Below are 10,751 nucleotides of genomic sequence, written 5' to 3'. Positions count from 1 at the left end.
CGGGCCCTTAAGCGAATTCAATTACCATGATTTTATCCCCATGTTTAAGGCCGAGCATTTTAATGCCGGGGAGTGGGCTGATCTGTTTGAAAAATCAGGCGCCCGTTTCGCGGGGCTGGTCGCGCAGCACCACGATGGTTTTGCGATGTGGGGAAGTCAGGTGAATCCGTGGAATGCCAAGGATATGGGGCCCGAAAAGGATATTTTAGGTGAATTATTTTCCGAACTTAAAAAGCGCGATATGCAAACCATTGCCACTTTTCATCACGCCAGGTTGCTTCAGCGCTATGCCACCGACACCGCAGCATGGGCCAAAAACACGCCCGATCCTTGCTGGAACAGTCATTTTCCTTATCACCCCGACTACATTACTTCTACTACAGACCCGAAACTGCGCTTGCTGTATGGTAATATTCCAGCCGATGAATTTCACGAATACTGGCTAAACCAGGTGAACGAAGTGGTTGATGAATATGAGCCTGATATGATCTGGTTTGATTCATGGTTGGATGAAATTCCTGAAAATTACCGGCAGAAAATGGTGGCTCATCATTTTAATACGGCGGTGTCGCGCGGGCAACAGCCCATTGTGAACTACAAGCAAGAAGACCTGCCGGCCAATGTTGGCATCCTGGATATGGAGCAAGGTGGAAAAACCGAACTTTCGGACGATTATTGGTTAACGGACATTACCATCAGCTATGGGAGCTGGTGTTACACCAACGGGCAAACCTACAAAAACCCGGCGCTGGTGATCCGTAATATGATTGATGTTTGGAGCAAACGGGGGATTGTACTGCTGAACATTTCGCCCATGGCAAACGGTGTGATACCCGATGCGCAACGCGAAGTACTGGCGGCAATTGGCCACTGGATTGAAAAACACGAGGAAGCAGTTTATGAAACCCGTGCCTACAGCACCTTTGGTTATGGCAGGGCCGAATTCGAAGCCAGTCAGTTCGGAGGTCAAACAGCAACCATGGATTACAACCAGAACGACATCCGTTTTTCCGTTTCAAAAGATCAAAAGAACCTGTTTGTGTATTCACTGGGGCTACCCGAAGCTAATTCAACCTTCGATATTCATCACCTTGCCGAATCAAATATTAAACGCGTTTCGGTTGTGGGGAGTGGTGTCGAATTGAAGTGGGCTAAAACACCGGATGGTATAGCCATTACAACTCCGGCCTCATCAGACATGGACGAGCTGGCCACGGTATTTAAGGTCGAATTTGAATAAAGAAGACCCAGGAACCAAAATGAATAAATGGAATTGATTCGGATGATAAAAATAAAGTTTGGCTTATTGTTTGGCTTATTGGTTTTTTGCAACGCGATTCAAGCACAGGAAAAGCTTTATAAAAATGAATTTCCGCTATCGGATGTGAGCTTGCTTGACGGGCCGTTTAAACATGCCCGCGACCTGAACATCCAGGTGCTGCTGCAATACGATGTTGACCGTTTGCTGGCCCCTTATCGAAAAGAGGCAGGCTTGCCCGAAAAGGCCAAAAGCTATCCCAACTGGGAAGGACTTGATGGGCACGTGGCTGGACACTACCTGTCGGCTATGGCCATGAACTATGCGGCCACGGGCAACCAAGAGTGCCGGACACGCATGGAATATATGCTTTCGGAACTTAAAACCTGTCAGGAAGCAAATGCGATTAATCATGCCGAGTGGGGTGTGGGCTACCTGGGCGGTTTTCCAAACAGTGCAAAATTGTGGTCGGCGTTTAAGAAAGGCGATTTCAGCGCATATTTTTCTGCCTGGGCACCTTATTATAATTTACATAAAATGTATGCCGGCTTGAGAGATGCCTGGCTTTATTGCGACAACGAAGAGGCAAAGTCGATGTTTTTAAAATTTTGCGATTGGGGAATCGACATCACTTCGGCCCTGAATGACGAGCAAATGCAGTCGGTTCTTAATCATGAATATGGCGGGATGAACGAAACTTTTGCGGATGCCTATCAAATATCGGGTGATGAAAAGTACCTGACAGCAGCAAAAAGGTATTCGCACAACGCGTTTCTGGAGCCTTTGTCGAATGCGATTGACAATCTCGACAACAAGCACGCCAATACACAAATTCCAAAGTTTATAGGGTTTGCCAGGATTGCGGAGCTCGATGGGGATCAGAAATACGATGAAGCAAGCCGCTTTTCGTGGGAAACCATTGTGGCAAATCGTTCCCTGGCGTTTGGAGGAAACAGCCGGAGGGAACACTTCCCCAGTGTCGAATCCTGTGCTGATTTTGTGCACGATGCCGACGGCCCGGAGTCGTGCAATTCCTACAACATGCTCAAATTGACCGAAGATTTGTTTCGCGTACGCCCATCGGCGCACTATGTCGATTACTACGAACGCACGCTTTTTAACCACATCCTTTCAACCCAACATCCGGAACATGGCGGCTATGTGTATTTCACCTCGGCCCGTCCGCGGCATTACCGGGTTTACTCTACGCCCAATCATGCCATGTGGTGTTGCGTCGGCACGGGAATGGAGAACCATGGTAAATACAACCAATTCATTTACACCCATGCGGCCGATTCACTGTTTCTTAACCTTTTTATTGCTTCGGAACTCAATTGGAAGGATAAAAAAATAAGCATCAGGCAGGAAACGAATTTTCCTTACGACGATCGTACAAAACTCACGGTGACCAAGGGTTCATCGGACTTTAAACTGATGGTCAGATATCCCGAATGGGTGAAAGAGGGAGCGTTGAAAATTACGGTGAACGGAAATGCTATGAGTTATTCTGCTCACCCTTCTTCTTATATCTGTATTGACAGAAAATGGAAGAAAGGCGATGAGGTTGTGGTTGAATTACCCATGCACAATACCATGGAGCGTTTGCCCAATGTTCCTAACTACGTCGCATTTATGCATGGCCCCATATTGCTTGGCGCCAAAACAGGCACCGAAGATTTAAAAGGACTGCTGGCCGATGATGGGCGATGGGCGCAACACACAAGCGGTAAACTGTTGCCGGTTGACCAGGCTCCAATTCTGGTTGACGATGATATTGAAAACATGGCCGGCAAGTTGGAACCACTTGAGGGTGAACCACTTAATTTCAGACTTCATGTTGAAATGGTGAATCCGATTGACGTGACGCTGGAGCCTTTTGCAAATGTTCACGATGCACGGTACATGATTTACTGGTTAGCGCTCACGAACAATGGCTACCAGTCGTACGTCGATTCATTGGCAACCATTGAAAGTGAGAGAATAGCTTTGGAAAAACGCACCGTCGACTTTGTTGCTACCGGCGAACAACAGCCCGAAACCGACCACGCCATGCAGCACGAAAAATCGAATTCGGGCAATGCCAACCATGAATCTTTTCGCGATGCCCGTAATGGCGGTTATTTTAGCTACGAAATGAAAACAAATTCGGAAACTGACCTGAGCCTGATTGTTCGCTATTGGGGCGCGGAATGGGGCGCCCGGAAATTTGATATTTACATTGATGATGAAAAACTACGGACTGAAGACAATACCGGCCGCTGGAATCAATCAAGATTTCAGGATGTGGAATACACCATTCCTGACTCCATGGTCAAGGGAAAGGAAAACATTAGGGTGAAATTTCAGTCACTACCCGGAAATACGGCCGGCGGAGTTTACTATGTACGACTAATAAAACATTAAAGATGAGAAAATTAGAATTGAGATTAATCGTGTGGCTTTTTGCAAGCTTTTTTCTTATAAGCAGTCAGGCATGGGCCACTAAAGGCGGAAAACTAAAGATGTGGTACGACAAACCGGCGACGGTTTGGAACGAAGCGCTCCCGATTGGCAATGGGAGGCTGGGCGCCATGATTTACGGTGATCCGGCCGCTGAAAAGATTCAGCTGAACGAAGAGACTTTTTGGTCGGGTGGGCCCTCGCGAAACGACAACCCCAAGGCGTTGGAGGTTTTGCCCGAAATCCGGCAGCTTATTTTCGATGGTCAATACCACGAAGCCGAAAAAATGGTCAACGAGAATATGATGACCGGGCGCAATGGTTCCATGTATCAAGTGGTTGGCGATCTGAATCTTCGCTTTGACGGACATCAAGGCTATACAAATTACTACCGCGAACTTGATCTGGAGCAAGCGGTTTTTACCACCACCTACCAGCTTGATGGCGTGACCTACAAACGCGAGATGTTTGCTTCGCAACCCGATCAGGTGATTGTGGTGCGATTGACTGCCGACAAGCCCGGTATGCTAACCTTTGATGCCAATTTGAATGGGCCATTGCAAAAATCGGCCACGGTACTTAATGCCAATACCCTGGAAATGACAGGCCTGTCGGGTAGTCACGAAGGGATTGCCGGGCAAGTGAAATTTACCACACAGGCCCAGATGATCAACAAAGGGGGGACAACATCGGCAGATGCAGGCGTAATTCAGGTGAGCGATGCTGATGAAGTGCTGATCCTCATCTCAACAGCCACCAACTTTGTCGATTATCAAACGCTTACGGCCAACGAAACCGAAAAATGTGTGGACTATTTGGTAGCAGCTGAAAAGAAATCCTTCAAAAAATTGCTGAAGAATCATGTTGATGCTTATCAGCAATATTTTAACCGGGCCAGTCTTGATTTGGGGACTTCGCCGGCAGCGCAACAACCCACCGATGTGCGCATCAAAAATTTCTCAACAACCCACGATCCCGAGCTGGTTTCGATGTACTACCAGTTTGGTCGGTACTTGTTGATTTCGAGTTCGCAACCGGGGGGACAACCCGCCAATTTGCAAGGTATTTGGAACGAAAGCACCAATCCGGCATGGGACAGCAAATACACCATCAACATCAACACCGAAATGAATTACTGGCCGGCCGAAAAATGCAACCTGACGGAACTGCACGAGCCGCTGATTCAAATGGTGAAAGAGCTGTCGGAAACCGGACAACAAACGGCCCGCGATATGTATGGAAGCAAAGGTTGGGTCACCCATCACAATACCGATATCTGGCGAATCAGCGGTGTAGTTGATGGTGCTTTTTGGGGCATGTGGCCCATGGGAGGTGCCTGGCTTTCGCAGCATTTGTGGGAAAAGTATTGGTACAGTGGCGATTTGAACTACCTCGAATCGGTTTACCCCATCCTGAAATCGGCCTGTGAGTTTTACCAGGATTTTTTGGTTGAAGAGCCAACACACAAATGGTTGGTGGTCAGCCCGTCCATTTCGCCGGAGAATGCACCTGCTGGCCGTCCTTCAATCACTGCCGGCGCCACCATGGATAATCAAATTCTCTTCGATTTGTTTTCAAAAACCATCAGAGCGGCCTCCTTATTAGATCAAGACCAGGAGTTGATGGCTGATTTTCAACAAATCCTCGATCGACTGCCGCCCATGCAAATTGGCCAACACGGACAGTTGCAGGAGTGGATGCAGGATTTGGATAATCCGAATGACAAACATCGGCATGTGTCGCACCTGTACGGGCTTTACCCCAGCAACCAGATTACGCCCTATGCCACGCCTGAGCTCTTTGATGCGGCGCGCACAACCCTGATTCATCGGGGCGATGTGTCAACAGGCTGGTCGATGGGCTGGAAGGTGAATTTCTGGGCCCGCCTGCTCGATGGCAACCACGCGATGAAATTGATCAAAGACCAGTTGACGCTGGTTGATCCGGTGAATGGCGGAAGAAATGGTGGAACCTATCCGAACTTTTTTGATGCTCACCCACCGTTTCAAATTGACGGAAACTTTGGCTGCACGGCCGGTATTGCCGAAATGTTGCTCCAAAGCCACGATGGTGCCATTCATTTTCTACCCGCTTTGCCCGATGAATGGAAGGATGGCGAAATTACCGGACTTCGTACTCCGGGCGGTTTTGAAGTGAGTTTTACATGGAGGAATGGGGAAGTCCAAAAAATTGAGATCAAATCAACTTTAGGTGGAAACTGTCGTATTCGAGTTCCCAATGAAGTGGTTCAGGCAGCAGGCGATGGGTTGGTAGCAGCAGCAGGCACCAATCCCAATCCGTTTTTCGAAACGACGCAAGTTGAAAAACCGTTGATTTCGGATGCCGCCCGCTTGAATGAGCTAAACCTTCAGCAAACGCATGTGTACGATTTACCGACCAAGGCCGGAAAAACGTATTCAATAGCAATTAAATAATTGATCATGAATAAATTTTTAACATCAACCAGAATGTATAAAATCAGCCTTTTTTTATTTTTTATTTTTCTGATCATCGGTACATCAAAGGCCGACGATCAAACGATCTTGAGTCCTGACGGAAAGTTGAAGGTAACGGTCTCCGTCAACGCTGGAGTTCCAACTTATCAAATTGACTACAATGGGAAGTTGTTTCTGAAACCTTCGCCTATCGGACTGAAAACCAATGTGGGGGATTTCACCCAAGGTTTGGTGCTTGGCGAAAACGGAAGCAGTCAAGCGCTCGATGAATCGTACGCCTTGCCTAACATCAAAAAGAGCCAGGTACACTACCAGGCCAATGAGCAGGTTTTTTCTTTCTCGAAAGACGACAAGCCTGCATTTGACCTTGTGTTTAGGGTGAGCAACAACGATGTGGCGTTTCGATATCAGGTATTTCCGCAGCACGACCGGAGAAGCTGTGTTGTAAACGAGGAAACTTCCGGCTTTGTTTTGCCTGAGGGAACCACCACTTTTCTTTGTCCGCAAAGTGCCCCAATGGGCGGCTTCGCCCGCACTTCACCCAGTTACGAAACTTCCTACACGGTTGATGCTCCCATGGGCGAAAACGGTTGGGGAAACGGGTACACATTTCCTTGTCTTTTTAAGGTGAACGACAACGGTTGGGTGTTGATTTCTGAAACCGGCGTGGATAGCCGCTATTGCGCCAGCAGGTTGATTGGTCATGCCGATGGTTTATACACCATCGGGTTTCCGCAGGAAGGAGAAAATAATGGAAATGGAACGGTAGCTCCTGGCATTCCACTGCCGGGCGAAACCCCATGGCGTACCATTACCCTTGGCGAAAGCTTGACACCCATCGTTGAAACGACTGTTCCGTTCGACGTGGTTGAGCCACGTTACGAGGCTTCGCAGGAATACGAGTACACCAAAGGCTCCTGGAGTTGGATTATTAAAATGGATGGCGGTACTGTTTTCGACGTACAAAAGCAATACATCGATTTCAGTTCTGAAATGGGGTATGGAACTATTTTGGTGGATGCCCTTTGGGACACGCAAATTGGGCGCGACAAAATTGAAGAATTGGCAGCATACGGCAAAAGTAAAAATGTTGCGCTCTACCTGTGGTACAACTCCAACGGCTACTGGAACGATGCGCCTCAAGGTCCGCGTGGCATCATGGACAACCCGATTGCCCGCCGCAAAGAGATGGCCTGGATGCAGCGGATTGGTGTGAAAGGAATCAAGGTTGACTTTTTTGGAGGCGACAAGCAAGTGACCATGAAACAATATGAAGATATTTTGTACGATGCGAATGATTTTGGGATTATGGTCATTTTTCATGGCTGCACGCTGCCACGTGGTTGGGAGCGCATGTATCCCAATTTTGCTTCGAGTGAAGCGGTTTTGGCCAGCGAGATGCTCCATTTTTCGCAAGGCGCCTGCAACAATGAGGCCTTTAGTGCTTGTTTGCACCCATTTATACGGAATACAGTCGCGAGCATGGATTTTGGTGGCAGTGCACTCAATAAATTCTACAATGGTAATAATACGCCCAACCGGGGATCCAAGCGCATAACTTCAGATGTGTTTGCGCTGGCAACTGCGGTGCTGTTTCAAAGCAGCGTGCAACACTTTGCATTGGCACCCAACAACCTGACCGACGCTCCGGAATGGGCGATCAACTTTATGAAAGAAGTGCCCTCAACCTGGGATGAAGTTCGTTTGATTGATGGTTACCCGGGAAAATATGTTGTATTGGCACGCCGTAAGGGTAACAAATGGTACATTGCCGGCATCAACGCACAAAAGGAAACCATCAAGTTGAAAGTGACGCTACCGATGATTGAAGCGGGAGCGCAGATGCAGGTTTATCATGATGATGCGGATCTGAATGGGCAGGTCGCTTCTGTAAAAATGGGTAAAAAGCAGGAAGTCGAACTGGAGATACCGGAAAACGGGGGTGTCTTGGTTGTAAATTGAGAACTACCGGACTTATCAAGATAAGAAGATAAAAGGTACAATTGAGCTCGCTTTTGTTCCCGACAAAAAGCTCTGAAAGACATATTCTTTCAGAGCTTTTTTTTTATGTATGATTCTACCGGAATTCGCGTATAAGTTTGTTGAATATTGATTTGTAGTGTTTTATGATATTTTTGATTGAATGGGTCTCGATATGTGCTCGTATCCCTTCGGCCATCAACGTGTTGCATGACGGGTAATCTGTGGCCGACTTTGTCATCAAAAAAAGATGAACACTCAGGAAAAGACAGAGCAGATGTATGCCCTGGTTGACAGGAGGCAACAAAGTGGGCTGAGCCAAACGGCTTTTGCACAGGAAGAAGGCGTGAACCTGCATACTTTACGGTACTGGATCAGCAAGCGAGACAAAGAAGACGTGGGCTCCGGTGGTTTTATCCAGCTGGGGGCTGTTACCGGAACCAGTATCAGTCTACGCTATCCCAACGGGGTGGAGCTTTTGCTTCCTTCCACCATCCCGGTTGCCACACTCAAAGGACTGGTCAATCTTTAAGCGATGTTTTCGATTTCTTCGGCCAGGTATTTTCTTTATCAAAACCCCACCGATATGCGCAAGAGCTTTGATGGGCTGTGCGGGATTGTCCATGGGGCCATGGGTAAGAGCCCCATGAGTGGCGATGTATATATTTTCATCAATAAAACGCGTAACCGCATTAAGTTGCTGCGCTGGGAATCCGGTGGCTTTGTCCTTTTCTACAAGCGGCTTGAAAAAGGAACTTTTGAGCTTCCCGCCAGGCCGCAAACAGGCATATCATCTTCCATTGATTACAGCGAACTGGTGATGCTGGTTACTGGTATTTCGCTGGAACATGCAAGAAAACGACGTCGTTTTTTACCACAAAACACAGTTGATAAATTGACTTTTAAATGCAATGATTAAAAGGGTTAAGTGATTATTTTTGCTATCATGGCAAGCAAGGAAATGATCACTATACCCAAGTCTGAATACTTGGAGATGAAACAGCAGGTTGAGCTGCTCAGTCACCAGCTTGCCGAGCTCCGTCGCATGGTTTTCGGGGCCAAAAAAGAACGCTTCATCCCCACTGATCCCAGCCAGTACCGGTTGTTCGACTTACCGCAGGAACAAGCAGAAAAAAAGCAGCAGGAAGAAATCACCTACACCCGCAGCAAGCCTGCCAAAGATAAAAAGCAGCCGCTACGGGCAGAACTGGCCCCTCATCTGCCGCGCCGGGAAGAAGTGATCGAACCGGAAGGGCTTCCCGAAGGGGCTAAAAAAATTGGCCAGGCTGTTACTGAAGTTTTGGAATACGAACCGGCCACCATTTATGTGCGCCGGATCGTCCGCCCCAAATACGTGGTGGCTTCCAGTGACGAGCAAACACAAATCACGGTGGCTGATCTTCCCGCGCTTCCCATTCCCAAAGGCAATGCGGGGGCAGGCATTTTGGCCTACCTGCTGATCAGCAAGTTTGTCGACCATCTGCCGTTTTACCGGCTGGTGCAAATACTCAAACGCCAGGATGTCATTGTAGCTGAGTCAACTATCAACGGCTGGTTTAATGCGGCCTGCTCGAACCGTTGTATGAAGTATTGAAAAAACAAGTGTTCTCAGCCGGTTACCTGATGGCTGACGAAACGCCCATCCGTGTTTTAACCAAAGACAAGCCGGGATCAACCCACAAAGGCTATCACTGGGTTTATTATGACCCGGGGGGAAATCTGGTACTGTTTGATTATCGTCCCAGCCGCGGGCGGGAAGGTCCCGATCAGATGCTTGAAAATTATTCCGGTTACCTGCAAACCGACGGGTATCAGGCTTACTCCAATTTAAAAAACAAAGAGAAGATCACCCTTTTGGCCTGCATGGCCCATGCACGCCGCAAGTTTGATCATGCCAAAGACAATGATCCCCAACGTGCCGAAACGGCTTTACTGATGTTTGGGCAGCTTTATGAAATTGAACGACAGGCCCGGGAAAAAGAACTGGATGCAGACCAGATTAAAAAACTCCGGCAGGAAAAAGCCGTGCCTGTTCTAAGGCAGATGGAAGTCTGGCTCAGGGAACAACTCTACCAGGTACTGCCCAAAAGTGCCATTGGCGAGGCTGTGGCTTATACCCTAAACCTGTGGCCACGCCTGGAGAGATATATTGAAGATGGCCGTTTCCAAATTGACAATAACCTGATCGAGAACAGCATCCGCCCCGTAGCTTTGGGCAGGAAAAATTACCTGTTCGCCGGTTCCCATGATGCCGCCCGACAGGCCGCCATGATTTACTCCCTGCTGGCTACCTGCAAGATCAACCAGGTAGAGCCTTTTGCCTGGCTCAGGCAAACACTGGACAAAATCCCGGACCATAAGGCCAACAAACTACACGAACTTTTGCCAGCGAAACTATAGACATTTTACTGTAACCCTACAAGAAGCTCATGCCCGAAGGGATAAATGTGCTCAATGGTTATCCGGTTTTTGTAATGTGGATGCCCCTTGCCCTTTTGAACTCAATGTGGTAAGCAGCTTTGCGTCCCTCAGTTGGAAGATGGATTGGTCCGCGCGGTCTCTGCTCAAATCCAGTTTCCAGGACAATGCTGAATCGTATTAATTAGTCAATCCTTAAA

Annotated in this window: 7 protein-coding genes and 1 pseudogene; all 8 read left to right on the top strand. The window is 48.1% G+C overall.

Translation table 11 applies throughout. From position 1 onward, the window contains the following. On the top strand, nucleotides 1–1,240 hold a 1,240-nt coding region (locus NC99_RS05585; RefSeq protein WP_157624507.1), incomplete at its 5' end, for an alpha-L-fucosidase. 42 nt (nucleotides 1,241–1,282) lie between these two features. Then, a complete protein-coding gene (locus NC99_RS05580) occupies nucleotides 1,283–3,661 on the top strand; it encodes a glycoside hydrolase family 127 protein (protein ID WP_053180716.1) in 2,379 nt (792 codons plus the stop codon). Nucleotides 3,662–3,663: 2 nt separating this feature from the next. Further along, entirely contained in the window at nucleotides 3,664–6,132 is a 2,469-nt protein-coding gene (locus NC99_RS21820; protein WP_053180713.1) for a glycoside hydrolase family 95 protein, read from the top strand. Between the two features lie 6 nt (nucleotides 6,133–6,138). Then, complete coding sequence (locus NC99_RS21815; protein ID WP_204374913.1) at nucleotides 6,139–8,115, top strand: glycoside hydrolase family 97 protein; 1,977 nt, start codon at nucleotides 6,139–6,141, stop codon at nucleotides 8,113–8,115. A gap of 268 nt (nucleotides 8,116–8,383) precedes the next feature. Continuing rightward, nucleotides 8,384–8,665 carry an IS66 family insertion sequence element accessory protein TnpA gene (tnpA, locus tag NC99_RS05565; protein ID WP_053180709.1) on the top strand — a complete coding sequence of 94 codons (282 nt, stop codon included), beginning with the start codon at nucleotides 8,384–8,386 and terminating at the stop codon, nucleotides 8,663–8,665. A 3-nt stretch (nucleotides 8,666–8,668) separates the two neighbouring features. Further along, nucleotides 8,669–9,052 carry an IS66 family insertion sequence element accessory protein TnpB gene (gene tnpB / locus NC99_RS05560; protein WP_053180707.1) on the top strand — a complete coding sequence of 128 codons (384 nt, stop codon included), beginning with the start codon at nucleotides 8,669–8,671 and terminating at the stop codon, nucleotides 9,050–9,052. A 27-nt stretch (nucleotides 9,053–9,079) separates the two neighbouring features. Then, a pseudogene (gene tnpC, locus NC99_RS22650) lies at nucleotides 9,080–10,419 on the top strand (IS66 family transposase); the annotation flags it as partial. After that, nucleotides 10,402–10,533 (top strand): transposase domain-containing protein, encoded by a 132-nt coding sequence (locus tag NC99_RS22645; protein ID WP_394330540.1) that lies wholly within the window; start codon nucleotides 10,402–10,404, stop codon nucleotides 10,531–10,533. The pseudogene tnpC and the gene NC99_RS22645, both read left to right, overlap by 18 nt. Nucleotides 10,534–10,751 lie beyond the last annotated feature (218 nt).

Origin of the sequence: Sunxiuqinia dokdonensis, from assembly GCF_001270965.1 — a bacterium.
In the GTDB taxonomy this organism is placed as follows: Bacteria; Bacteroidota; Bacteroidia; order Bacteroidales; family Prolixibacteraceae; genus Sunxiuqinia; species Sunxiuqinia dokdonensis.
Note: the sequence above shows the minus strand (reverse complement) of the source record. Positions and strands in the feature narration are given on the sequence as shown.